Source organism: Pseudanabaena biceps PCC 7429, from assembly GCF_000332215.1.
GTDB classification, from domain to species: Bacteria; Cyanobacteriota; Cyanobacteriia; order Pseudanabaenales; family Pseudanabaenaceae; genus Pseudanabaena; species Pseudanabaena biceps.
Window position 1 is genome coordinate 1 of the sequence record NZ_ALWB01000002.1, and the last position, 24,826, is coordinate 24,826.

25 protein-coding genes and 1 pseudogene are annotated in these 24,826 nt (G+C 42.9%); 17 read left to right on the forward strand and 9 right to left on the reverse strand.

Annotated elements, in window-relative coordinates:
- From PSE7429_RS24080 to PSE7429_RS00315, 7 genes and pseudogenes are all read left to right on the forward strand, one after another.
- Nucleotides 1-247, forward strand: a pseudogene (locus PSE7429_RS24080) (IS1 family transposase); the annotation flags it as partial.
- A gap of 227 nt (nucleotides 248-474) precedes the next feature.
- Entirely contained in the window at nucleotides 475-1,248 is a 774-nt protein-coding gene (locus tag PSE7429_RS24950) for an RNA polymerase sigma factor (RefSeq protein WP_009625020.1), read from the forward strand.
- Nucleotides 1,188-2,828, forward strand: a complete 1,641-nt coding sequence (locus PSE7429_RS00290) for a tetratricopeptide repeat protein (protein ID WP_009625021.1) — start codon at nucleotides 1,188-1,190, stop codon at nucleotides 2,826-2,828. Before PSE7429_RS24950 ends, PSE7429_RS00290 begins: the two co-directional genes overlap by 61 nt.
- Before the next feature lie 153 nt (nucleotides 2,829-2,981).
- On the forward strand, nucleotides 2,982-4,319 hold the full coding sequence (locus PSE7429_RS26710) for a hypothetical protein (RefSeq protein ID WP_009625022.1): 1,338 nt from the start codon (nucleotides 2,982-2,984) through the stop codon (nucleotides 4,317-4,319).
- Nucleotides 4,320-4,796: 477 nt separating this feature from the next.
- Entirely contained in the window at nucleotides 4,797-5,834 is a 1,038-nt protein-coding gene (locus tag PSE7429_RS00305) for a DUF1350 family protein (protein ID WP_009625023.1), read from the forward strand.
- A 287-nt stretch (nucleotides 5,835-6,121) separates the two neighbouring features.
- Nucleotides 6,122-6,889 carry a uracil-DNA glycosylase gene (locus tag PSE7429_RS00310; RefSeq protein ID WP_009625024.1) on the forward strand — a complete coding sequence of 256 codons (768 nt, stop codon included), beginning with the start codon at nucleotides 6,122-6,124 and terminating at the stop codon, nucleotides 6,887-6,889.
- Nucleotides 6,889-7,179, forward strand: a complete 291-nt coding sequence (locus tag PSE7429_RS00315) for a DUF2288 domain-containing protein (RefSeq protein WP_009625025.1) — start codon at nucleotides 6,889-6,891, stop codon at nucleotides 7,177-7,179. The genes PSE7429_RS00310 and PSE7429_RS00315 overlap by 1 nt, the downstream gene beginning before the upstream one ends.
- A gap of 492 nt (nucleotides 7,180-7,671) precedes the next feature.
- Here PSE7429_RS00315 and PSE7429_RS00320 read toward each other — a convergent pair whose 3' ends face one another.
- The 5 genes from PSE7429_RS00320 to rnc all read right to left on the reverse strand — a co-directional run bounded on the left by PSE7429_RS00320 (nucleotide 7,672) and on the right by rnc (nucleotide 12,507).
- Entirely contained in the window at nucleotides 7,672-8,346 is a 675-nt protein-coding gene (locus tag PSE7429_RS00320) for an esterase/lipase family protein (protein ID WP_009625026.1), read from the reverse strand.
- Nucleotides 8,347-8,644: 298 nt separating this feature from the next.
- Nucleotides 8,645-8,848: a hypothetical protein gene (locus PSE7429_RS00325; protein WP_009625027.1), complete on the reverse strand. Its 204-nt coding sequence runs from the start codon at nucleotides 8,846-8,848 to the stop codon at nucleotides 8,645-8,647.
- Nucleotides 8,845-9,771, reverse strand: coding sequence for a glycosyltransferase family 2 protein (locus PSE7429_RS00330; protein ID WP_009625028.1), 927 nt, complete (start codon nucleotides 9,769-9,771; stop codon nucleotides 8,845-8,847). Before PSE7429_RS00330 ends, PSE7429_RS00325 begins: the two co-directional genes overlap by 4 nt.
- Nucleotides 9,772-9,819: 48 nt before the next feature.
- Entirely contained in the window at nucleotides 9,820-11,442 is a 1,623-nt protein-coding gene (locus PSE7429_RS00335) for a cellulose synthase family protein (protein WP_009625029.1), read from the reverse strand.
- 318 nt (nucleotides 11,443-11,760) lie between these two features.
- On the reverse strand, nucleotides 11,761-12,507 hold the full coding sequence (gene rnc, locus PSE7429_RS00340) for a ribonuclease III (protein WP_009625030.1): 747 nt from the start codon (nucleotides 12,505-12,507) through the stop codon (nucleotides 11,761-11,763).
- A gap of 63 nt (nucleotides 12,508-12,570) precedes the next feature.
- On the opposite strand from rnc, the gene PSE7429_RS00345 reads away from it, so the two are divergent.
- The 10 genes from PSE7429_RS00345 (at nucleotide 12,571) to PSE7429_RS23160 (ending at nucleotide 21,379) form a co-directional block, all read left to right on the forward strand.
- Nucleotides 12,571-13,878, forward strand: coding sequence for an ABC transporter substrate-binding protein (locus tag PSE7429_RS00345; RefSeq protein WP_009625031.1), 1,308 nt, complete (start codon nucleotides 12,571-12,573; stop codon nucleotides 13,876-13,878).
- Nucleotides 13,879-14,158: 280 nt separating this feature from the next.
- Nucleotides 14,159-14,551 carry a type IV pilus biogenesis protein EbsA gene (gene ebsA, locus PSE7429_RS00350; RefSeq protein ID WP_009625032.1) on the forward strand — a complete coding sequence of 131 codons (393 nt, stop codon included), beginning with the start codon at nucleotides 14,159-14,161 and terminating at the stop codon, nucleotides 14,549-14,551.
- Nucleotides 14,552-14,742: 191 nt separating this feature from the next.
- Entirely contained in the window at nucleotides 14,743-15,003 is a 261-nt protein-coding gene (locus PSE7429_RS00355) for a hypothetical protein (protein WP_009625033.1), read from the forward strand.
- 223 nt (nucleotides 15,004-15,226) lie between these two features.
- Nucleotides 15,227-15,670: a hypothetical protein gene (locus tag PSE7429_RS00360; protein ID WP_009625034.1), complete on the forward strand. Its 444-nt coding sequence runs from the start codon at nucleotides 15,227-15,229 to the stop codon at nucleotides 15,668-15,670.
- Nucleotides 15,671-15,949: 279 nt separating this feature from the next.
- Nucleotides 15,950-16,858, forward strand: a complete 909-nt coding sequence (locus PSE7429_RS00365; protein ID WP_009625035.1) for a hypothetical protein — start codon at nucleotides 15,950-15,952, stop codon at nucleotides 16,856-16,858.
- A 78-nt stretch (nucleotides 16,859-16,936) separates the two neighbouring features.
- Nucleotides 16,937-17,950, forward strand: a complete 1,014-nt coding sequence (locus PSE7429_RS00370; RefSeq protein ID WP_009625036.1) for a hypothetical protein — start codon at nucleotides 16,937-16,939, stop codon at nucleotides 17,948-17,950.
- Entirely contained in the window at nucleotides 17,931-19,277 is a 1,347-nt protein-coding gene (locus PSE7429_RS25390; RefSeq protein ID WP_144052466.1) for a glycoside hydrolase family 19 protein, read from the forward strand. Before PSE7429_RS00370 ends, PSE7429_RS25390 begins: the two co-directional genes overlap by 20 nt.
- A gap of 51 nt (nucleotides 19,278-19,328) precedes the next feature.
- Entirely contained in the window at nucleotides 19,329-20,171 is an 843-nt protein-coding gene (locus PSE7429_RS00380; RefSeq protein WP_009625038.1) for a Uma2 family endonuclease, read from the forward strand.
- A complete protein-coding gene (locus PSE7429_RS00385; RefSeq protein WP_009625039.1) occupies nucleotides 20,164-20,754 on the forward strand; it encodes an AAA family ATPase in 591 nt (196 codons plus the stop codon). The genes PSE7429_RS00380 and PSE7429_RS00385 overlap by 8 nt, the downstream gene beginning before the upstream one ends.
- A gap of 46 nt (nucleotides 20,755-20,800) precedes the next feature.
- Nucleotides 20,801-21,379 (forward strand): type IV pilin-like G/H family protein, encoded by a 579-nt coding sequence (locus PSE7429_RS23160; RefSeq protein WP_009625040.1) that lies wholly within the window; start codon nucleotides 20,801-20,803, stop codon nucleotides 21,377-21,379.
- 227 nt (nucleotides 21,380-21,606) lie between these two features.
- Here the strand turns inward: PSE7429_RS23160 and PSE7429_RS00395 are convergent, their stop codons facing one another.
- The 4 genes from PSE7429_RS00395 to petJ form a co-directional block, all read right to left on the reverse strand.
- On the reverse strand, nucleotides 21,607-22,818 hold the full coding sequence (locus PSE7429_RS00395) for an urease accessory protein UreH domain-containing protein (protein ID WP_009625041.1): 1,212 nt from the start codon (nucleotides 22,816-22,818) through the stop codon (nucleotides 21,607-21,609).
- A 71-nt stretch (nucleotides 22,819-22,889) separates the two neighbouring features.
- Nucleotides 22,890-23,339, reverse strand: a complete 450-nt coding sequence (locus PSE7429_RS00400) for a hypothetical protein (protein WP_009625042.1) — start codon at nucleotides 23,337-23,339, stop codon at nucleotides 22,890-22,892.
- 35 nt (nucleotides 23,340-23,374) lie between these two features.
- Nucleotides 23,375-23,968: a superoxide dismutase family protein gene (locus PSE7429_RS00405; protein WP_158467598.1), complete on the reverse strand. Its 594-nt coding sequence runs from the start codon at nucleotides 23,966-23,968 to the stop codon at nucleotides 23,375-23,377.
- Between the two features lie 302 nt (nucleotides 23,969-24,270).
- Complete coding sequence (gene petJ / locus PSE7429_RS00410; protein WP_009625044.1) at nucleotides 24,271-24,612, reverse strand: cytochrome c6 PetJ; 342 nt, start codon at nucleotides 24,610-24,612, stop codon at nucleotides 24,271-24,273.
- Nucleotides 24,613-24,826: the final 214 nt, after the last annotated feature.

Consider the following 24,826-nt stretch of genomic DNA (forward strand, 5'->3'; position numbering starts at 1 on the left):
ATTTACACTGATTTCTACTCGTCTTATCCTGTCGTATACCCAGCAAGCGTCATAGGGCTGTGGGTAAAGAAACGGGAAAGACTAACTATATTGAGAGATTCAACGGTACGTTACGACAACGAGTATCAAGACTAGTTAGAAAACTCTATCCTTTTCTAAGAAACTAGAAAATCACATTGGGGCCATTTGGAATTTTATTCATCATTACAACACTTCTTTACCTGCTCGGTCATCCTTTCCTTTTTAGGACTACCCATTTTTTAGCTATTTTATGCTTTTTGTATAAGGATAAATCTATGATTTAATGTTTTGATTTAATGCTTTAGTCTTTTGCTTCTAAAGCGTTGAATTTTAGTTGGAACTAGATTAAGATTTTTTTGACTGAGACTAAGGGATTTTGTGGATTTATCTATTCTCGTTCATAAAATTCCTGTAAATATGCTGATTTGAAATGCGTCATCCATAGAACCTTAGATGAACGAACAAATGTGCGATCAAAACAATTGTTTAGACTTTTGGCATTTATGGCAATTGCATCAAAATTACTTATACAACTGTTGTTTAAAGTGGATGGGGGGTAACTTTACTGATGCTGAAGATGTCTTAAGTCAGGCTATGCTCAAAGCCTGTCATGAATGGCCAAAATACGTAACTAAGGTAAAACATCCTAAAGCTTGGTTAAGTCGTCTAATCCATAATTTCTGTATAGATATACTCCGAAAGCGTCGAAATGAATCAACAAGGATTGAAAATATCGAGAAGATTAAATCAAAGGAGAATCCATCCTTATATTATGCAGGCGTTGTGCCTGAAGCTAATCTTTTGAACTTAGAATTGTGGAGATATATTCAGCAGAAAATTAGATTATTACCTAAGAGTTTGAGTGCTTCTTTTATCCTATATTACTATCAGGAAAAATCCTATAGAGATATAGCTAAACAACTATTGATCTCGGAAGACAATGCTCGTAGATCCGTTAAAAAGGCTAAGAAATTTCTCCAAAAATATTTAAATAGATATCTGGCTGGTGAGGATGATACGGCTATAGACCCCCTCCCATTATCCATAGATTTAGCCGATTACTTAGCAGATTGTATAGATAGGCAGGCATTGCTTCCCTGCGATCGGGAATTAACAATCGTAATCAATGAATATCAAGAAGAAATCAACTATAACTCTACTGTCATATGTCAGGAAGAATTACCACATCATTGGTACAACTCAGTCAGTCTTCTAGGTTGGAGTTAAATTTTTACATTGACTTAAAAGACAAAATAACTAGAAGAGATCAAAAATTTATTTCCCTGCAAAAATACGTCCAAAAGCATCCCCAAGGCTGGAAAAAGAGATTGGAATTTGCAGATTTACTCTGTCAAATGGGAAATTGGCAACAGGCGATCGCGGAATATCGGCAAGTAATTGCTGTGCAACCGCAATTACTGAATGTGTGGCTGCAACTAGGGAGAATCTTACGATTGATGCGTTTAAAAGCGGATGCCGTGGAGGTATATCAAAAAGCTTTATTGCGGGCTGAGAAAAAAGGAACTCAAGAGCATATTCATGGGTTAATAGCTGTCTGTCGCGATCAAAGTCATAGGGCTATTGAGTCCTTTACCTTGGCAACAGTTATCGAGCCTGACAAGATCGCCCATTGGATGGCGTTAGCAGAGGTACATTGGCAAAGGGAGAATCCTTTGGGTGTTTTAAACGCCTTAGAAAAGGTTGACGCGATCGCCCCCAATGATTTTCTTGCATTAATTTACATCTATGATGCCTTGATCGCTCTTGGTGATTTTTCGGTTGCGAGAGATAAACTCAGTAGGGCGATCGCGATCGCTCCCGATGATATACGCATAATCCAGCGCCAGATTGACCGACGTTGTCAGATGCGACTGGTTTCTGGGCAAGAGGGAAAACTGACCAAAAAAATGCTTACCTCTTTACTAAAACTGTCACCTCATAGTGCAGATGCGCAAAAATCGCTGGCTTACTATTATATTTTGCGAGGGGACTGGCAGTTAGGGGTAAAGGTATTAGCAGCCTTGACCGCCCAATATCCCAATTATCCCCATGCTTGGTATTACTACGGTAAATGTCTATTTGAGACTGGCGAATACGAACAGGCGATCGCTGCCATGGGGCAAGCCTACCATCTATACCCCCATGATTGTGAAATTTATCTTGGGCTGTGCGAGATGTTAGCGACTGCCAAACAATTGCAGGACTTGCATACCTTGATAGAAGAAATGCTTCTCCGTTTTCCCGATCGGTGGCGAGTATGGTCAACTGCGGGGCGCATCTTCGTAGAGTCTTTTGCACAGAAAGAAAGAGGTTGTATTGTCTCCCAGCAAGCGATCGCCCTTGCTCCACAGTTAGCCGATCCTTGGATTCTGCACGGACGGGTATTGGCTTTGGCGGGGCAACATTCAGCAGCCATCCATGCACTTGAGCAAGGGAAAGCACTTTTGCGCATTGGCGGTTTGCAATTGATCCCAGTTGCTTTATGGCTGGGAGATAGCTATTTATTATCAGATAGAGACGATTTAGACGATTTATCAGATAGGGGCGGTGGCGATCGTGCGATCGCAACTTCGACAGCAATTAATTATTGGCAAGCAGCTTGTCAAGGGTGTCAGGATCTGCAAGAGCATAATCCTGCGATGACTTCTTACTGGCTTGGAAAAGCTTTAACTAATTTAGGCGATCGCTTAGGGGCTATACAGGCCTATGAGAATGCCTTGAAATGGCAATTACTGTATCCCGTTCGTGGAGAGGTAGAAATGCTTTTGCAACAACTCAAAGGCAAAAAATTAGAGCGACGAGTCTAAACATCAATCCTAAAGAGTTGAGAAACAAGTAGAAAAAACGTGGCTAACTCGAAAAATTCCTGATTTCGATCAGTTAAACGTCTAAATAATTGTGGTCATAAAAACCACAGATCTGAAAATAACTTTACGAACAAAGAATATTCAGGAGAATTTGTGAAGAAATTAGCTGCAATTTTGGCTGCGCTTCTTAGCTTTGTTTTGTGCCTAGGTGGGGTAAGCCCAGCTTATGCTCAACAAGCTACCCAGCCTGCATCTCGCGGGATAACCACTTTTTATGTCACTCCCGAACAACAGGCTGAAGGAGTTAAGGTATATCGCGATATCTTGCAATATGATGTGGCGATTCCCAATCTCGACCTCAGTGCGATGCTTCCTGAAAATTTAAGTGATTTTCCAGCCTTGTATAAGCAAGTACTAGAAGCTTCACGGCAGAAAAACGGCATTAATGGCTCGTTTACTCAGGGTTGGTTTGATTTCCAAGGGTCAAGAGCCGTAGTGCCAGGAACTAACACGCTTTTCACCATTGACGCTCCTGCTCAAGGTCGAATCTACAGTGTTGTTGCGGGGCTGCCTGCATCTCAATGCCCTGTCAAAATCGCAAAGACCTCGATCTCTTTCTTGGATAAAGTTGCAGATGCTGAATCCAAGGCAAAGGAATTAGATACTCAGGGATATTTAGTTTATGTCTCTCCTGTAGACGATCTGACCATCAAAGCATTTTCGCAAATTTTTTACGATCAAACTACTGGTAAGAAAAAGACCGATGCAAACTGCTTCTTAGTTTCTGGAGCCACTGAAAACGTTAAAACCGATTTCACGAAGATCTTTCCTTTGCTTCCTCCATCACTACAGCAACCAGCAAGGCAACAGCCATTTGAGTTCGAGGCTAGAGTTGGAGATTCAATTTTTCTTGTCAATGCAAGAAAAACTCTTTCACCACTTCCTCCCACTAATGCTTTGAGGTATGGAGAAACATACAATATTCAGAATGGATACGCTGGTTTTAAAGGAGGTTTTTTAGACACTAGAGCTACAGGCTGTCAGGGCAATGTTTACTGCGTATCGACGGCAACAAGCACTAACAGAGACAGTGGAAGTGGTAGCTGGAAAATTGTTTCTAAAAAGGGAACCGTGGACAACGGTAAACCTGTTTTAGCTAATGATGAATTTTATTTGCAAAATCAGTACGGTAATGCGACCTATTTAGATACTAGAGGCGCAGGTTGCAATGATGATAAATATTGCGTATCAACTGCAACAAGTACTAATAGAGATAGCGGTAGTGGAACTTGGAAAATCATTCCAAGTAATGCTAAAGATGGCTTTGCTACTCTAGCCCAAGAAGTCGTACTTCAGAACGGATATGCTAATTTCCAAGGAGGTTTTCTAGATACTAGGGGTGCAGGTTGTCAAAGTAATGCCTACTGTGTGTCAACGGCAACAGGTCCTACTAGGGATAGTGGTAGCACACTCTGGAAATTCATCAAGTAAGTGTTTAAGATTGCTGATTCTCAATAGATTGGCAACAGCTTCAGCAGCTTAATAAATGTGGATAATATTATTTAAATCCCATTTATTAAGCTGTTATTCACCGATCTATATTTCATACCAAGTTAAGAAATGGCGTAGCCATTTCTTAACTTAAAACCCCTTACTGACTATGTTTAGTTTTTAATTCACAAAAGTGTTATCACAAGGATAACTTTTGTATTGTTGAGCAGAAATTGAGATCTCTTTCTTGATATTGGGATGCGATCTATTTAGCCAGTTAGATAATGTATTTAACTAATAAGATATTTCCGAATAAGTGGCTGGGCATAATTAAAACCCAGAATCACAAGCTGTAGTGCTCGCTAGGTGTGCGTTATAGCTTGTGGGGTTTTATATTTAATTGTATCCAGCTACTTATATATAACTTTGTGGAATGGAATTAATTTTTGACAGGTAATTAACGTCAGCAGTTTATTTATGAAATTTCAACCTATTGCGCATAGCTGGGTGGCTCTACACCCAAAACCAAGGGGAGCCATTCAATTTATTGGTGGCGCATTCTTCGGTACGTTTTTCCCAATGTTTTTCTATCGTTCTCTGCTTCGGGGACTATTTGAGGATGGCTATACCATAGTTGTCTTACCATTCAACTTTACTTTTGATCACTATACTGAAGCTGGTTTTTTAATCAAAGAGCAGTATGAAATCATGCCAGAGCTAGTCAGAATCGCCATAGCCTACGGATATGACTATTCAGCTTACCTCAGCGATCGCAACTTTGCTTGGCTTGGGCATAGTATTGGTTGCAAATATATTGCTCTTTTGGAAGCATTTAGTGCCTTACCTTCAATTGATAATCAGCAAGAGCTGAAAGAACTGATTGGACGGATAGTTAGAGAAACAGCAACCAAAAAGGATTCTCCAGCAAAGCTCGATCGCAAGATTGATAATATTTTTGATGGTCTTTTAAGTTTAACTAACGATCTAAAGCTAAAGAGTAAAGAGGCTAAAGCATTAATTGCCGATTACGTTGAGCGATCGACCAATGTGAAGCAGTTAAAAGGTCTTGTCGAAATCAGTAGCCTCTTCATCAAGAACCAACCTTCTTTACTACTCGCTCCCGTAAATACGGGGCTTGATAGTGCTATTCCTAAGCCTTTAGCCACCGTATTGATTAATTTAGGAATAAATGTCAATCCAACGCCAGAACAAACCTATGCCCTCATCAAGTCTGGCAATTTATTCAAACTCTTAGGGATAGTTGCCTTCAAGACCGATAAAATTGCCTTATCAACATGCCTATGGTTTGAGAATGATTTTAAAAAGCCACCTAAGAATTTTCAAGAATATTTAATAGGCGGTCATTTAAGACCATTGGGTATGCAGTTGGCTAACGCTGTCATCAATTTTCCAGACTTTGGAGACAATATTCCTCTTGTTGAATCTATCCAAAAACGCGATATAAAATTTCAAATCCCCGTTAGTAAGTTATATCAAAGGCTAGAAAATAGGTAGGAAGTAGTTCAGCATAATTAAAAACCAAAACTAGAGAGTACCGCCCGCTACGCGGGCAGTACTCTCTGGTTTTATACCAAGTTAAGAAATGGCTACGCCATTTCTTAACTTGGTATAAAAACCCTTACTGGGTTTGGTTTTTAATTTAAGAAAGTGTGACAACACTTTCTTAAATTGGTATTAGGGCAAGAGCTTAGGGTTAAAGCTCAAAATATGTTGACTACAGGATTGCTTACATAGGTAAAATATTAGCTATAAGCAATGACTTTGGGGCATATACGCTTTCTATGACTGACAAAGAACAAATGAGCCTGTTCGATCTAACTCCATCGGAGGTTCCTTTGCTTGAGCTTCCCCATGCAGAGGTGACGACTGAGGTGACAACGGTAAAAAAAGCTCCTCGTTCTGCTAAAAGCCCAGTTCCTGAAGCTATAGCGTACGAGCAGTTTGACAGTCTCGAAGCATTGCGCGAAGCAGCTTGTAATTGCCAAAAATGTCCGCTTGCCTCAACGCGCACTAATGTCGTTGTCGAAAGAGGCGATCGCCATGCCAAGATTCTCATCATCGGTGAAGCTCCTGGGGAGCAGGAGGATTTATCTGGATTGCCCTTTGTTGGCAAATCAGGACAGCTTTTAGACAAAATCTTAGAATCTGTGGGATTTGACACGACTAAAGATGTCTATGTTTGTAATACCGTCAAATGTCGTCCGCCCAATAATCGGGTTCCTACCCCATTAGAAACAACTACTTGCAAGCCCTATTTACTAGAACAGATTCGACTAATCGATCCTAAAATCATTTTGCTTACTGGGGCGACTTCCCTCAAATCGATATTGGCGGAAAAGCTATCAATTACTAAAGTGCGCGGTCAATGGTACGAATGGGAAGGACGTTTTGTCATGCCCATATTCCACCCATCCTATCTATTGCGCAATCAAAGTCGCGAGCAAGGTAGTCCGAAGTGGTTAACATGGCAAGATATTAAAGCGATCAAAGCTAAGTACTTAGAGGTTATTGGGGGCGATCGCACAGTTGATGATAGCGAGGAATTTTAGTGAGTACGGCAAGAAAAGATTTAGAAGAAATGGTGGATGTGGCGCTGTGGGAATGGCTATCTCCCCATGCGGCAAGGGCAAGGGTGATTTTAGTTGGGGCAAAGTTGGATCTAGTGGATGTGGGAATAGCTCTAACCGAAGATAATACGCAGTTAGTCCAGTCTTGGATCGAGGATGGATGGTTACGCCATCCCACTGCCGAAGAGCTGAGCTCTTGGAATGCTAACCAAGAACAAGAATTTACGAGTTTGGTCGTACCACCCTTTGTCCTTGTGAGAATTGACGCATAGCGTAGATGCTAGCTACCCCAAAAGATGAGTGGCGGCGCGAAGCGCCGCCACTCATCTTTTGGGGTAAGCTTAGCGACAGCTAGATGCGCTAACGAAGAGCTGTAAAAATCTATAAAAATCCATAAAAATCCATAAAAAAGGGGGAGTAGTAATTACTACTCCCCCTTTTTTTATATTAACCAAAAGAAAAAGCCTAGGTTACTTTCCCTGTTTCGTTCCTAGGCTTTTTCTTTTGTTCGCTCCTCACACCTCTATACTATACATCCGTCTTTTAAAAATGTCTACTAGATTGTTGTAAAATTGAGGGCTTTTTCATAAGCCTTTTGGCTGATATTTGCTTTTTAGGGGCGATCGCCATTCTTTCAGGGGTGTCGCAGGGATTCTTTCTAGGCGTTATACCAATTCCCAAAATGGCAACGCCATTTTGGGAATTGGTATAACCTTACTGGGTTTCCAAGTTAAGAAATGGCATAGCCATTTCTTAACTTGGTATTAAAGATATTTCGACCAAATATCGATCGCTTCTTGGGAGCCGTACCATTTCCCTGATCTTGCTGAATGATAAACCCCATCAATTTCAATATTCGTAGCCCCATCTAAATAGGCTGCTTCAAGGGGAATAATGCCATCGCCCCAAGCATCTCCTTGCCCCGTAGTAAGTTCATAGCTGCTATAGGCTAGCCATTTTTGCGGTGAAGACTTTGCGCCTCGAACAGATTTCCCTGCGACGCAGATATATTCAATATCGTCATAAAAAGCATCGGGATAATTGTCATTGACAAAGCCTAAATTTCTTAGCGACCAAGGTTCAAGGCTGCGCTGGGGGGTGCCGAGACAGACTAGTTTGGCAACCTTAGATCGCGCATCCCAAACCTTGTCATAGTAGGGGCGATCGCCTAGATAAATTCGCGCTAGCCATCCCCCTGCCGAATGGGCAATGATATTGACTTTAGATGCGCCCGATCTCTCTAATTCTAAGTTTACGGTTTGATCTAGTTTTTCTAAAATGGGGGCAATTGATCGCCCGCCTACTGTCGGAACCCATTCCCACCACTTTAAAGGAACTACCGTCGCCGATATATTTTGCTTGGCTAATTTCTCAGCGATCGGGATGTAGTCGGTGGCTCCCGCGAGATAACCTGCCAGAATGATAGTGGGATTGGACATATAGCAATGTTTGTTGTCAAATTTATCAAGGGCGTAAAAACCAAAGCCAAACCTTAAACCTGTAGCGCACGCTGCCCGTGCGCTATAGGTTTAAGGTTTTTATATTTAATTGCGCCTATTTACTTACAGCAATTATCGATCAAACGAACCACAAAGAAATTTTTGAAAGCGTTGCTTTGCAACGCTTTCAAAAATTTCTTTGGTTTGGGTTTGAGCGCAATGCGCTGTAGGTTTAGTTTGGTATCAAAACCAGATTCAAAAAGCTGTGGCGTGCGTAGAGTGCGCCACAGCTTTTTGATTATATTTCATCGGGTCTTTGGCTGAGGCAGCTACCGCCGCGAGCTGCGTTGCGGAAAGTTTGTACCGCTTCTACGGTATTAATATGACCGCAGTAAGGACAGTAAACTTGCTCGCCAATTTGGGGCTCGATGTCGGCACGACTCCACCATTTTCGACAGCGATCGCAATGAAAGTGATAGAGAAATTCTAAGGAAACCTTCATAGGCTTTGCCTAGTTTCTCGATAAGCGGCATATACGCCCTTAACGTTGTACCAATTCAAGAAAATTCTAGCGATTTCTAGGGCTAATTGGGGCTTACCTTGATTGATGAGCCATGTGAGGAGAGGACGCAGCGATCGCTCGTTGAGCAAGCCACCCAAGGACAATATACCCCAAAGCAATACATGGAGCCATGTCATCTGAATCATCATTCTCACTTGCCAAGTGGGATGTTTTTGGTAAAACAATACCCCCATACGTCCCCTCTGGGCTTCGACATCGACGAGGGCTGGCAATTGCTCGATCGTAAAGGCGGGATGCCAATGATAGCCAACAGCCTCAGGACATTTGATTAGTCTTAAGCCGAGATTTTTGAGGCGTACGCCCAGTTCTAGATCTTCCCAGCCATACTGACGGAAGCCAGTATCAAACTTGCCTGCTTCAAGCAGCCAATGTTTAGCGATCGCTACATTACCCGTTGCAAAAAACGCATGGGAAATATCGGTGATTTTGACAGGTTCAGAGGTGGGTTCGTCAAAATTAGCCGTATTAATTACTTGACCGTAGGTAAAGGCGCGATCGCCATTAGCTAGGGATTTTTCTAAAGCCTTTGCATGGGCGGATAAAAATATGGGGGTAACGACAAGATCGCTATCGATAAATACGATTACTTCGCCACGCGCGACATCGATGCCTGTATTTCTGGCGATCGCCGCTCCCTCATGATTTTGCAAAACTAATCGGACATGGGGAAATTTTTGGGGATGGCTTTGCAAAAATTCCACCGTGCCATCGGTGGAGCCATCATCAACTACTACAATCTCATAGGGAGTTGTAAAATTCTGCGCTTCCATCGCTTGCAGGCATTTCTGCAATATTGGTAGGCGGTTATAAGTTGGGATAACAATTGACCACATATTGACCATTATAAAATTTAGAGAGCGTTTGGCGCTCTCTAATTTCGGTTCATTCAGTTAATTACGTGATTGCTGCCAAGACTGCCAAAGAGTCAATCCGCCAACATAGCCATAGCTCAACGCATATAAGACCATAAAGGGCAAAGTTATATATAGACCCTTATGGAAAGCCAATACCGAAGCGATCGCACTATAAATGCATAGCCCGATTTCGATCGCCGCCGTAGCATCAAGGGGGATTTTATAAGCCTTATTTTCCCAGCGATCGCTCTTATGTTTGATATCGAACTTGGGCGTACGGCGAAAATTTGCGCCAGTATTTGACAAGCCCGCGAATACGGCTCGGCTATTGCTCCAAGAAATACCTGTGCCTAAAACTGCTAACAGAAAAATCCGTCCGAGGCGACGATACCAAAGCTTGGGATATAGATCACGTTGGGCATGGAAATATAAAAATGGGGGGCCAAAGGTAGCTGGCAGCATAAATACTGACCAAATACCCTCAAAAGAAACTCGCAAAGCGGTTGCACTATCAGGCGTGATCAGCATCAGAGGAATTGAAAGCAAAACCAAAAGCAACATCAAAGGATGGGCTGAATATCCCGATAAATGCATGGTGGCTTGAAATTTGACGGGAAAACTGAGATTGGCTTCCCAGATGGCAAACATTAACTTTTTGGCACATTGAATGCTTCCCTTTGCCCAGCGAAACTGCTGTAATTTGAAGGCAAGCATGGCAACGGGTAGCTCCGCAGGCGCGACGATATTATTGTCATAAACTACCTTCCAGCCTTTGAGTTGAGCGCGATAGCTCAAGTCCATATCTTCAGCGAGGGTATCGGCATGCCAACCACCTGCGTCAATAATGGCCTGTCGGTTCCAAATACCCGCAGTACCATTAAAATTTAAGAAATAGCCGTTGTTGCACCTTGCCTGCTGCTCGATCGCAAAGTGTCCGTCTATTCCTGTGGATTGTAACTTGGTAAGCAACGAATATTCAGAGTTTATATGTCCCCAACGGGTTTGGACTACTGCCACCTTGGCATCGGGATTCTCGACATAATGGCGGATCGTATCCTTGAGCCAGTTGGCGGAGGGGATAAAATCAGCATCAAAAATAGCAATGTAATTTCCCTGCACGAGAGGCATTGCGTCTTGCAAAGCTCCTGCCTTAAATCCTGTGCGATTGACACGATGGACATATTCGATCCAGAAACCTTGATTTTGGTATTCTTGGACGGTTTCGCTGAGGATCTCTTGAGTATCATCGATAGAGTCGTCAAGTACCTGAATTTGCATTCGATCGCGGGGATAGTCCAGCTTACACACAGCATCAACCAAGCGGCGCGATACATAGCGCTCGTTAAAAATCGGCAACTGGATCGTAACGATTGGCAGTTCCTCTAAGGCGATCGCATGATGCTCTGGGGGATCGACCGCCAAAACATAGCTGGCAAAGCTATTGTTTAGAGGTTTGTCGAGGCGAAATTGATCGAAATTGTCAAATTTATTGACAGCGATCGCCCCTGCACTTGTTGATGGCGCTGTGGCGGCTTGGGCGGTTTGGTATTCTCTAGCAGGATTAAGCTGCGGAAAAACAAGTTGTTTCCGTAGAGAAAGCTTAGGCTTATGGACAGCAGTGAGCCAATAAGCATTTAGCCCATAAAGTAATAGCCACATTGCTGCCACAGCATTGAGGGCGGCTAGGATCGATATTAGTATCAGAATGACTCTTGACTCCTTCTTACCACACGAAGCACTAATCTATAAAAATTGAGCAGAAAAGCGAAATTAGCACACTAAGAAATATTACGATGCTTGTCCTGTATTTGTAGAAAAATTTACGATTTGACGTTAAGTATTTATACGCTTAAGTGTGAATCTTAATAAATATGATGAAGGTTTGCCAAATATCTACAGATGGAAATAGATGGAAATAGATGGAAATTACCTAAAATAAATTTGCGTCGCAAATTTATTGTTGCGGTTTGGGGGCGGTTAAATTTCATTTTGCATTCTTTCAAGGGCGATCGCAGCCGCTTCTTGTTGCGCCGCCTTGATACTTTTACCCTGTCCTTTGCCCCAACAGCGATCGTTAAACCATACTTCTACAGAAAAAATATTGGTCTGCTTTGATTCAGTTGTTTCAATGTTGCGATATTCGGGTAACCTCTTCCACCGACCCTGCGTTAATTCTTGCAGCGCGACCTTGTAGTTACCCAAGGCAGGAATTGCTAGCAACGCTGAGGCAAAACGTTGCATATGTGGGTCGAGCCATTTGCGAATCAAGTGCAGATCCCTTGTATTGACATATATCGCTGCCATTAAAGCCTCAAGGGCATCCGCTAGGAGCGATCTCAGAGCTTGGGCATCGTTCCGAGCCGCATTTGAGACGACAACATATTTTTGCAGTTCGTAAATGCTGGCAATTTCGGCGAGGGTTTTGTCACTAACGAGATGCGATCTCAATGCGGCTAGGTCTCCCACCGAGCGATCGCCATAGCGCTCTTGTAAAAATAAACTCACCGACAGGCGCAACACGCTATCGCCCACAAACTCTAATTGATCGTTGTTGTAGGTAGTTGAGAAACTTGGATGCACCAAAGCGCGATCGATTAGCAGCCAGTCAAAACCTTCAGGGTTTTGCGATGGATTGATCGTTTCTAGTTTTGTCTGCTCTAGTCCGAGCTGTTCTAATAAACGGACTAATTCTCTTTGACGGCGTGGATCGATGGTGGATGGCATGAGACTTTGCAGATACAATTACAGCAACTTCGTAAATATGTATGATCGTAGTTCATCGCAACCATGACTAAAAGGTTTTTCTCCACACTTTGCCTAGCTTTCCTAGCGATAGTGACAACTATTTGGATTGTGGCTTGTCAGTCCAGCCCAACATCTACAGGCTCTAACACCACAACACCAGCGACAGGCTCTGGTGGCGGTACTAAAGATGCTCTCCGTTTAGGCTCCTTACTCCCAGCTACGGGAGATCTATCTTCGATCGGTGCGCCCATGATCAAGGCGACGGATTTTCTCGTTGAGACCGTGAATAAGTGCGGCGGTGTGTTAGGTAAACCGATCGCTTATTTTAAAGAGGATGATCGTACTGATCCGCCCGCAGGTGCTGAAGCGATGACCAAATTGGTTAAGGTCGATAATGTCGGGGCTGTAGTTGGTGCTTATGCCAGCAGTGTTTCCACCGCTGCTTTAGCGATCGCCGTTCCTAACAAAGTCGTGATGATTTCGCCTGGCAGCACCAGCCCCATCTTTACCGAGCGGGCTAAAAAAGGTGAATTTCAAGGCTATTGGTATCGGACTGCCCCACCTGATACTTATCAGGCTCTGGCTCTCGCCAACTTAGCCTATAAGAAAGGAGCGAAAAAAGTTGCTACCCTCGTCATCAACAATGACTACGGCGTAGGCTTTGAGAAAGCGTTTGTGGAAGCTTTTGAAAAACTGGGCGGGACAATTGTAAATAAAAGCAAACCGACCCGTTACGATCCCAAAGCAACCACCTTTGAAGCTGAGGCAAAAGGAGCCTTTGGCAGCAAACCCGATGCCGTCGCCGCCATTCTCTATCCCGATTCTGGTGGTGCAGTGATCAAGGCTGCCTTCGAGCAAGGTTTAACTAAAGATGTAAAAATTCTGCTTACCGACGGCGTTAAAACCGAAGATTTTCCAAAACTAATTGGCAATACTCCCGATGGTAAATTGATCTTGGCAGGAGCGATCGGCACAGTTCCGGGAGCCGATGGTAAAGCCCTTGCCGAATTTACCAAGAGCTATAAAGATAAAACAGGGCAAGATCTAGCCGCTTTTGTCCCCCATTCCTACGATGCCGCCGCCCTAGTAGCGATCGCTGCTGAAGCTGCCAAAGATGCCACCGGTGATGGGATCAAGAGCAAAATTCGTGACATTGCCAATGCTCCTGGCAAGGAAGTTACTGACGTTTGCGAAGCGATCAAACTTGTTAAGGCAGGTACAGAGATTGACTATCAAGGTGCAAGTGGCAATGTCGAGCTAGATGAATATGGTGATGTCAAAGGCAGCTACGATGTTTGGGAGGTGCAACCCGATGGCAAGATCAAGGTAATCGATCGCGTTTCACCCTAATCACTAACCAAAGCTAAATAGGTAAGGATGGGCGGCGCGAAGCGCCGCCCATCCTTACCTATTTAAACCAAATCACAAAAGTGTGGCTACACTCTTGGGAATTAAAACCTAAATCCAGTAAGGGTTTTAAAATCACAAAATGGCGTAGCCATTTTGTGATTTGGTATTAAACCAAAATTCTTGGAGATGATTGGATAGTCTCAGTCTCAATCTTCCCAAAACCTGCTAATCTTTTTGTAAAAATTCACCCAATACAGTCATCAATAAAGGCGCTACACCTATGGCGATCGAACTTAAAGCTGCTGCTCCGCAAGAAGTTTCAATCTACATGCCCTATTATCGAGAGCCAAGCAAGCGTCAGGCTCTTCCCTACGCAATTTCTCTATACAAACATGGTGAAATTACTGGTGAACGTCATATAGAAGGAAGCGCTCCCGTTTCTTTTATGGCAGTATGGCGGGTTGCCAATCTACCCTCCGACCTCGTTCTATGTCGAGTCACCTTCGATGGAGATGCCGACATGAGCTATGAGATGACATTAGAAAATTCAGAATTTGTTGGCTATCTAATTGAGGTGGTTTCGAGTATTCGTGACAAAGGCTATGTGGATTTCCCCCAAATCTTCTATAGCAAGTTGTTTCGCCTGAAACTAGCTAGCGCTGAAGGTAATTAGGAGCAATTAATTTTCTGCTTTAATTTTTTTGCTAAAGATTTGCTTTAATTTTTTGCTAAAGAGCAGCCCAAAAAACATCAACTAATGTATAATCCTAAGCTCAAATCTTGCTAAAAAAAACAAAGTCAGCTAAAGTCCTGATGCCGCTTTTTATAAGGCAAAAGAATAGTTAAATTTAAGGGGTTTACATTGTGTCATATGCCGCCCAACGCCTCGAACAACCAGAAAGACCAGAACCTGTAGCCAAAAAAGTCGATCCGCTCATTATTAGAGCTGCTAAACAGATTTATCGATACTACGCGGATTCCTATGCAGCGCAATTGCCCCGTCCGATGGGCATAGCGATCAACCGCATAGATATGACTGGAAAACTGATTTACTCCCAACTAATTTTGTTGCCCCAAGAAAGCTTTGTCCCAATGGAGTTAATTGAACTATCTGACTACCATTAAATTAAAGTTAAAGTTGGTTTAATTAAATTGCTGATAGATTGCATAAATTATGAATAAATTTATGAATAAATTAATTTAGTTGAAATCAATTTATTCAAAAATCATAAAAATTGATTTATATAAAGTCTTTGATTATGTAGAAGTTTGTGGTTAAGCGGTTAAAATTTGACTTAGCTATCTTGTTCGATCTAAATTTATTAGGATTTTACCCTAGGTATCTGTTATGACATACGCAACTTCTTCTACTTCCGTAACTACGACAGTTACTGCGTCGGTGCGTTTTCAAGACAAGCTCAAAGAAAGCAAGAACTTTGGTGATGCTTTGGTAGAGATATTTTCCGATCTTGTGGAGTTGGAAATCGTAACTTGGGTTGCCCATGAGGGCGATACTACCCATAAAGAAGGTAATCGTCTAAAGACCACTATTAACCTGATCGATGGTGATATCGAAAATGAGATTGGGGCTGATTTCTTACAAGGGTCTCCCTATGCGGAGCTACGGAGCTTTCATGAAACTCAGGTCGCCAAGGGGGCGGAAACAATTGCCAATAATCTCAAAACCCTAGTAGATATTGGTGAGAAAGTGACAGAAATGTTACAAGGTAACAAAGATGAGAAGCCTAGCGATATCAATGCAGGTGTAACGCGTTTGCCAAGCTATGCTTAATTGATTGAATCGTTGAATTGTTGACAAGACTTGCATTAATCAAGACTTGTATTAATCAAGACTTGCATTAATCAAGAATTACATTAATTAAGACTTGCATTAGTATAGGGCTTGCATTAATCAAGACTTGTATTGACAGTATTAAACAGTATTAAGCAGTATATTAAAATTAAAAAATCATAACTCTTATAGCAATGTAGCAAGCAATGAGTTGCTAGGATTTTGTTTACAGCATTTATAGCTTTCAATGAACTTTCGATCTAGGGCTTAGGCAACAGTATGCAATTTGGTAAAAGCAACGCTGAGAAAGACGAGCAGAGGAGTAATGCTAGGATTGAAAAAGCCTCAAAAAAGCAGGTAGAGGCTTCTTTGTCTATAGATGAGAAAGATGTCCCCAAGGAAGCAGCAGGACAAAGTGCATCGCTCAATAGCTTTCGAGAAACGATCAAAGATGTTTTAGAAGAGATTACCTCTCTAGAGATCAATACGATGATCGTTGGCAATATTCCCATGTCAAAGTTTGATGTGCAGGAATTTTATATGGATATTTCCGATAAGATCGCATACAAAACTGAGCAAGGACTGCAAAACGTTAAAGAATCTCTACTCGAACGTAGCGCTCAACTCAAGCCAAAGGGAGCGTCACTTCCGCAACAAACGTCAACCTCCTTACTACCGAAGGAAGCCGCAGCTATAGAGCAATATAGAGCTGAGTTGACTAGCTATAACCAAGACTTAGAAACTTACAAATCCGCCGAACAGATTTTTAATGATCGCAAGAATTCCTTAGATCCTCTCGCTAAGGAACAGTTTGAGCGGGAACATGCCTGCTATTCTGAAATCTCTAGGCAGTTAGCAAAGTTGAAGATTCCTAAAGATGCTAGCGGTAAGATTATTTCCGATGCCCCGATGATTCGTTATTTTCGGAAGTTATGGGAATTTGAGCAGTCGGTTTTAAATGGCGAACGCATTTTTGCCCAGACTAAGTTTCACCTTGATGGAGATTTGACAAATAAATTTATCGACGATTTGTTTATGCCGAGCAAAAGCAGAATCGATCCGAAAATGACCCAGCTTGTTTTTGATTTGCATCGTCAAGGTGTTGAGAATGCTCAAAAGCAATGGTCGGGGCTTATTACAACCTGTGTAAACCTAGTCAAGAGTCTCATGCCGTTTCGCGCTCAATAAGTTGACAGAGATGCGAACGACTGGCAGAGATACGAATGATTGTCAAAAATGTAGAAATTTATAGATTGTGGAGTTAAGGTGGCTACACCTGAGTGGCTGGCGATTGCCAATGATGAAATTAGTCTAAGGCTTAACCCAAATGTTGTAGAACAGATCGATCTAGATACTAAGGGGTTGGCTAGTTACAGGCTGCTGGATCGTGCAGAAATTATTTATAAGTTTAAAAGTCAAGAATTATTGCAAGTATTGGCTTCTAGTGTTGGTATCGCTTCCCTACGCCAAGGGGCGATCGTGATTTGGACTTATTACACGGAGTCAACTGAAACTACATCTGAAACTACATCTGAAACTACATCTGAAACCATATCTGAAACCATATCTGCATCTGTTTCCACATCGCCACCGTTATTAACCGAATCGCCCATACTCAGAACATTAATGAATATTGATGGGGATCTTTGCCAAAAAATTTGTCAAGATATCCTCTACCATCCTCAAGCCGATCGCATTTTAAAAGCCCATAGTTTTATTGTCAGTCAGATTTCTCGCCAATTTTTGACAGCGATCGTGGACTATGTTGAGGAAAAACTACGTCCCTTTACGATCGCAATGATATCTTTTGTCACGACCATTACATGGTGTGACCCATTGCGAGACATCGGGAAGAGGTTGAGCTGGTCGCCTTTGGTAATTTCACTTTTAACGAATCCTTGGATGGTGGCGATCGCTGCCCCGATTACCGTCTTGTTGATCTGGTGGATTTTCTCGCGGCTGAATATCGACTTACCGACATTGCCAAAATTTAATCAGAAGTTATTGGCAAACCTGCTTCAGCTTTTAGAAAGTACAGGTTTTCAATTTATCGCGATCGCGGCGATCATAACCCTATTGTTATGTTGGGTAGCCCTCCTCTTTTTACAGCCCATAAATGGTCGTTTCGATAATTTAATTCAGACATTTACATCCTATCTAGAACCGTACTTACCCCTTGCGATTATTAGTTTACGCAAGGGGATTCTCAGTGTATTGGGGCAAATATTTTTGCGCTATCCCTTCTTTGTCAAATTAATTTTTGGGCGTTTCATACGATGATAGTAAAGAGTTTGCTTCCCAAACTTTTTATGGCAGTTCTTACAGCAAGCTTTACAGTAAGTTTTACAGCAAGACGATGAAACAAGTTGAGATTTGGCGATCGCAAGCTGCCGCAACTCTTGCCTTTCTAGTTCCTAAAATTGTTGGCAATGCTCCTACCGATCGTGATGGACTGGTAGATGATCTTGTGCGTGCGCTCAATAATTTGCCTGCTCGCCCTGATGGTCGTCAGCCCTATGCGGGCATTTTCCCAGCAGCCGATCTGCAAACGTGGCGCAATCGTGCTGCAACTACGCTTCAAGCTTTGGTTCCCAAAATTCAGAATGTTGAGGGTAGTGTTTATGATGGGGCGATCGATGATTTAATTCGCTTTATTCGTAAATTGCCCGCACGTCCGACAGGGCGATCGCCCTATTCAGGACTATTTCCCCCTGCCGATCTAGCCACATGGCGACAACAAGCCTCACAGGCTTTAGTTGCGGCGATCGCGACTATTACAGATCCCAAATATAACGATATCGATGGCAGAATTGATGACCTAATTCGGGTAATGAGTAGGTTGCCCTTACGTCCCATTCTCCGTAAGCCCTATGAAGGTCTGTATCAAGCACCAAATCTCGTACAATACCGCAAATTAGCATCCCAGCGGTTACAGCAATTGATAGCCGATCTCAAGGACGATTTCAATCCCAAAGATGTATTGGTAGATAGTACAATTCGCGCCTTAAATAATTTGCCTGCCCGTGCGGCTACTCAAGAACCCTATGCTGGTTTATATCCGCCAACTGTAGTTACTCCCAATCTGCTGACCCTAGACCAATTAAAAGCGATCGCGATCTACACTAGCCAAGATCGACTCAATCAGTTGCTACCCAACCTCAATACAACCATGCAGCGTTATGGCATTACTACCCCATTACGCAAAGCCCATTTCCTATCCCAAACTGCCCATGAAAGTGATGGCTTTAGCACTAATGAAGAATATGCATCTGGTGCGGATTACGAAGGACGTAGAGATCTGGGCAATACGAAAGCAGGCGATGGTGTGCGTTTTAAAGGTCGCGGTTTAATTCAAGTTACGGGAAGATCCAACTATGCAGCCTGCGGTCAAGCTCTCGGAGTGGACTTGATCAATAATCCTCAACGTCTTGCCGATTTCGATCTCGCTTGTCTCAGTGCTGGTTGGTATTGGGATTCGCGATCGCTCAATGGCTATGCCGATAATGATGATATCCTCCAAATTACGCGCATTATCAATGGTGGGCTGAATGGTTTAGATGATCGACAAGACTATCTTGATCGAGCCAAGCAAGTATTTGGAATTTAGCGTGGTTGTAGAATGGATTGAATATTTACAGGTTTTAGCGAGGGTAAATTAATGACTCTGCAACCTTTAATCTCTGATTCAGAGATCGCTCCTGAGATTGATTATCCTGACAGTGATGGTAATCCTATGGCTGACAATACCGAGCAATATCGCTGGATTGTGATTATTAAGGAAAACCTAGAGATTATGTATGCCGACGATCCTAATGTATTTGTGGCAGGGGATTTGCTCTGGTATCCAGTCCGTCGCACTCAAAAACGAGTTGCGCCTGATGTGATGGTGGCTCTAGGTCGTCCTAAAGGTCGAAGGGGATCTTATAAACAATGGTTAGAAGATAATATTGCGCCACAGGTAGTTTTTGAGATCCTGTCACCCAGCAATAAAGATCGACGCGGACAAGATTCCCTTGAAGATAAGTTTGACTTTTACCAAACCTATGGCGTTCAGGAATATTACATTTATGATCCCGACGATCTCATTTTAGAAGGCTGGCAGAGAGTGGGCGATCGCCTAGTCCAAATTCCATCAATGCTCAATTGGGGCAGTCCATTATTAGGGATTAAATTTGATTGGGCGATCGGACAGGAATTAATTATCTCGCGTCCCGATGGTCAGAGATTTTTGTCACCTGTAGAACTAAGTCAGCGTTTACAGCAGTCAGAAATCCAAGTGTGGCAAGAACAGCAACGCACCGCTCAAGAGCGTAGACGAGCTGAAGCCCACCAGAAACGAGCCGAGCAAGAAAGCCTACGTGCAGAACAAGAAAGCCTACGTGCAGAACAAGAAAGCCTACGTGCCGAGCAAGAAAGCCTACGCGCCGAGCAAGAAAGCCTACGTGCAAATCGTCTTGCGGAGCGGTTAAGAGCTTTAGGTATCGATCCAGACGATGTATAAGCTTAATGGCAATTTGGGACTCTGTGGCGCACATCGCACTGGTAAAACCACCTTAGCGATCGCCCTAGCCGATCGCTTGCATATTCCCTTTGTGCGCACCACGACTAGCCAAGTTTTTGCCCGACTTGGTTTAGATCCTGCCGAGCCGATGGACTTTAATACGAGGCTGTTTGTGCAAAATCATGTTTTAGATGCTGCCGAACAGGTATGGCAGGATGCGGCTACACCATTTATTAGCGATCGCACCCCCATCGATATGATCGCCTATACCCTCGGCGATATCCAAGGCAAAACTGAAGTGGACTTTGACTTACTCAATCAATATATAGATTGTTGCTTTGCTAGTACTAATCAATTTTTTCAAAATCTGGCAATTATCCAACCAGGAATACCTCTTATATATGAAGAAGGCAAAGCAGCGCTCAACGCCGCCTATATCGAGCATATCAATACTTTAGTGATTGGGCTATGTCGTGATTCTCGGCTTCAGGCAGAAGTGTTTTGCAATGCGCGGGAGGCGATCGGTCTCGAAGCAAGAATCCTTAATATTTCGGATGAATTTAAATCTCGGAAAACTGGGTAATTTGATCTAAGGGAAAAGGTTACAAGTTAGTTGCAGGTACGGGACTGTGGATTTCAAGAATTTAGTATATATAGTCAGTTTATTGCTTCGCGATCGCCAAACCAAAATTCAAAACCTTAATGGTAAAGGCTTTACATTGATTGAGCTGCTCGTCACAATGATTATCATTGGTATTCTAGCGGCGATCGCTCTACCCTCATTTCTCAATCAAGCCAACAAAGCTCGCTATTCCGAAGCAAAAACCTACACTGGTACGATGAGTCGTCTGCAACAAGTCTATTATCTGGAGAAACAGATATTTGCTGGCAACATCAGCCAGCTAAATGTAGGCATAGCCACGACAACAAGTTCCTTCACTTACTCTGTCATTACAGGTGATATTAATGGGAACTCAAATCCAGTTCAATTGGATCGAATCGCTACCAATGTTGCAACACCATCTTCCTCTACCTTAGGCGTTTTTGAAGGTGTTGTTGGTGTAACAGGCGTATTGGGTGCTCAAACAACAACAATAACTACCGTTTTTTGTATTGCTAATGTACTAGGACCTGGTTCTGTAGCACGTGGGGCACTGGATGGCTCTGGTCAAACTACATGCCCGCTTAACTTTACTAGCACCGACTAATAGATTTGCCAACATAGTAAGACAAAGCTCACGCTGTGGCGCGGTCTTTATCTTACTATATCTGCTGTCAACTGTATTAACGTCAGTTCGGGTTAAGCTGGCAAATTTTAAAAGCCCAAAAATAAAAGCCTTGCTACGCAAGGCTTTTATTTTTGGGCTTTTAAAATTTGCCAGCTTAACCCGAACTGACGTTACTTAAATATTCACAAAAAAGCGATTTGCTAGGCTTATTTTTTCATCGTTTTTAAGTTAACCATTCTCAAAGATAAGGCGATCGCTGTAATTGCCCCACAGGAAATCGTCAAGATCCAATTTTTAGGACTCCATTCCACCGCACCCAGATAACTTGAACCGATCGCAATTGTATGCACTGAGGCGAGTACCAAAGCAGGAACCGAAAGTAAATGTAAATAACGCCAAGCCTTACCGAGTTTAGCTACCATCCAATCGGAACTGGTGATTGCGGCTGGAGTCATTAAGGCGATCGCGATCGCGCCTAACCAAATTGCTAGTTGATGCCTTGGGATCAAGAAAGATAAAGCATCAAAATTCCATTGAAAAGTATGTTCAAGCATATGGAAAGTATGGGCGATGGAAAGGATGAAGGCTCCCATCCCGATAGCACGGCGATAGGTCATTAACGCTGACCAAAATTTTGATAGTTGTCCGAGTGGACGTGCTACCAAAGCAAGGACGAGCAAAATTAATCCACCATGCCCCGTATAATCCACCATGTCGCTACTTCGCAATATCGTTAGGAGCCCAATTGTTAGGGTGATCCAGCCCCCCATCCGAAATAACTGACTGCGGCGATCGCGACTTATTAGTCCTGCAAATATGCCAATGCCCAGCATCGATGGTAAAGTGCCGATGCCAAAAGCCAGCATCGTTAAAGCTCCCTGCATCATACTGCTAGTTTCGGCTGCCTTGAGTTGGGCTGTATAGAGAAAACCACAGGGGATTAACCCCCATGTCATCCCAAGTAAAGCGGGCGTAATAGGATGGGAATAGAGGGATAACTTCATCATGGCATTGCTAAGACGCTGATGGAGTCCGAGGGCAGCTATTGGATTGAGAAAAGGCATCTGAGGTAAACCTTCAGGCTCGATCTGCACCAATCCCATCCACACTAATAAAATTCCCGTCAAAATCGCTAGCCACCGTCGCAGATCGCTTTCTATACCTGCTAACTGACCACTGGCAATTAGTACCGAACCGATCGCCCCAATCGCCGCACCTACCAGTACATAACTGAAAATCCTACCAATATTGAGCAATGCGTGAAAGTACAGATGCTGTTGCCAAACTTGGGAAGACTCGCGATCCTGTCGATCTTTTCCAGAAAGTGAAAAGGCAACGGTTAAGGGGCCACACATACCCACGCAGTGACCAAAACTTCCTAAAAATCCCAAGGCGGATATAAGCAATAAATCTAGCATTCTTCACATATAACGCAAATTGGATGCTTATTTGCCAACATTTACGGTAAAAGTTAATTCAAATTGGATGCTTATTTGCCAACATTTACGGTAAAAGTTAATTCAAAGGGTGAGAAATCTTCATCTCCCTTGGGTGCGCCGTTTAATAGCAGTTCATATCTGCCTACCTGTGGAAATACGATCTCTATACTCGGCAAGCCCAAGTAGCGATCAAGGATCGATGGCATTTGGGATACTGTAAATTTAATATTTTTGTTGGTTAGAGACCTTACTTCTAAACGACAGTTACAGTTATTGTAAGGAATGACTTCGCCGCCCCGTCTTGTTAAAGCGATCCAAGCTCGCGATCTTTGACCTGCGATCGGGCGATCGTCTGGCTCGATATGTAATGTCCCTCCGACTTCATTAGCGGTTCTTACTTCATGGGCAATGCGAAGTGGCAAGCTCTTACTTCCTAAATCCGCGTTGAGATTAGGAGTAGATAGATTCAAGTTTAATAGGATAGAAGCAATTTCCAACATTGATTAATTAATGATTGTTTTTTGAGATGGAATGGTTAGAATTTCTTAATTACTCCACAGGCAATGCGAGTCTTGTAATCGACATTAGGAATAGTTGAATTCCCATTGGCACCTGCATGGATGAGAATGGATGTACCGCCTTGCTTGAGCAGTGAGTTGGGCTTGTTATCCAAACTTAGTCGGGGAAGTAGGGCGTTCAGTTTTCCCTTGCCATCTTTCTTAACTACGATATTGGGCAAATCCCCTGCTGGGTTATGTTTTTCTCCCTCATGCTTTTCATGGTTCTCATGGGCTCCATGATTTCCATGCATAGGATTAATCTCATTATCATCGTCATCATCTTTAGGATTTTTAGGATTGAAGTGATTACCCGATGTCTTAAAATCTGGAGCGTCACATTTCCCATTCTCATGGATATGGATCATATGCTCACCCTGAGTGAGGTTCTCGACATTGACGATAACCTGCAATCCTAACGGCGTTTGGGTGAATGTTGCTGTACCCACCTGCTCGCCTTTGATATTAAAAATACTGGCGATCGCACTTTGAGGATTGCGAATAATCACGGAGGTGGCATTTTGAGCAATCACAGTTGCGGAAGTGACTGCGGTAGCTGCTGTGATTGTCATGCAAGCCAAACCAAAATTAACAAGATTAAACTTATGCCTAAACTTATGCCTAAACTTATGCCTAAAAAGAGCTAGAAGATAATTTTTATCAATCATTTTATTGGTCTTATTGGTCATATGTGCGCTTTCTTAAAACCTGTTTTTCTAAAATGCTTTCCTATTGAGGTTTTCATTTTGTCTATGGCAAAATGAAAACTCAAAACCCTTATTAAGTAGCTAGGCGCAATTAAATATAAAATCCTAAAACCTGTAGCGCACGCTGCGCGTGCGCTACAGGTTTTGATTCTGGGTTTTAATATCTCCTAGCTTTTTGCCCAGCCATTGTCAGCTTGCTCGATCACATAGTTTGCGACTAGATTAATTTCATTAGCAGTGAGTTTTTTGCCAAAAGCAGGCATTGCACCTTTCCCCTTCGTAACTTGGGCGACGATTGCCTCAACCGAGTATTTGCCATACTTTTCTAAGGCATCTTTTTTCAAGTTTTTGGCTGCTACTACTCGGTTTGTGCCGCCTGCATGACAGGAAGCGCAGTTTGAACTAAAAACTTTTTGACCTGAGGTCTGTTCGGCAAAGGCAGGTTGGCTAAAGGATAGCCCCAAAAACATGGTCAGCGCGATCGCTAAAATAGAGAAAATGCGTTTCATAGTTATAATTCCTTGGTCTAGTTACTTAAATATTCGCTAAATATTCACGAAAAATAAGGGCAAAGCTTTACGCCGATGCCCTACGCGGCTTAGCCGCAAAGTCGAGTTGAATTTTAGTCTGGGTACATCATGCCCCTACTTGCTCTGGCAGTCAAAAGACGGCTCGTCAAACAACATAAAATTTCATTAATACCAATTTACTGAAGTGAGCCAA